1 protein-coding gene is annotated in these 715 nt (G+C 49.9%); it reads left to right on the top strand.

What is annotated here, in order from left to right:
* The first annotated feature begins 84 nt into the window (after nucleotides 1–84).
* Nucleotides 85–636, top strand: a complete 552-nt coding sequence (locus GTGU_RS23530; protein ID WP_038163733.1) for a recombinase family protein — start codon at nucleotides 85–87, stop codon at nucleotides 634–636.
* Nucleotides 637–715 lie beyond the last annotated feature (79 nt).

Genomic DNA, 715 nt, shown 5'->3' with positions numbered 1-715 from the left:
AAACCAACGTTTAAGAGGCTTTAGAGCCCGATTAATTTGCCGATAAAATCACCACCACCACATACAAGAGAGTGATTAAAAAGTATGCAAATTGGCTACGTACGGGTGTCAACAAATGACCAAAACACAGATCTACAAAGGGAAGCGCTTCAGCGGTCAGGATGTGAGCAGATTTTTGAAGAAAAAATGAGCGGCACGGTGGCAAACCGGCCAGCTCTAAAAAAGCTCCTTCGAACCCTTAACGAAGGGGACACTCTGGTCGTCTGGAAGCTTGATAGGCTTGGGCGCAGCATGCGCAACCTCGTGCTACTGGTCGACGAGCTACGCCAGCGCGGCGTCCATTTTCGCAGCCTGACAGACAGCATCGATACATCGAGCCCGATGGGCAGATTTATTTTCCACATCATGTCCGCGCTGGCTGAGATGGAGCGTGAACTTATTGTGGAGAGAACACTTGCCGGACTTGCCGCAGCGCGAGCCAAAGGACGAATAGGTGGGAGAAGACCAAAGCTATCACCTGAGCAATGGGCTCAAGCTGGTAGATTGATAGCAGCTGGTGAATCACGGCAGCGAGTGGCGATTATTTATGATGTCGGTATGTCGACACTGTATAAAAAATTTCCGGCGACGATCTAGTTATTGACTCTTAAAACAGGATCGCGGCAGCGATCCATTTTTCTTTGTCAAAGTGTCGCGATTTGCCTGGCGCGCGGCA

It is taken from the genome of Trabulsiella guamensis ATCC 49490 (assembly GCF_000734965.1).
GTDB classification, from domain to species: domain Bacteria; phylum Pseudomonadota; class Gammaproteobacteria; order Enterobacterales; family Enterobacteriaceae; genus Trabulsiella; species Trabulsiella guamensis.
The sequence above is the reverse complement of the archived record's forward strand: the minus strand, read 5'-3'. Positions and strand labels throughout refer to the sequence as shown.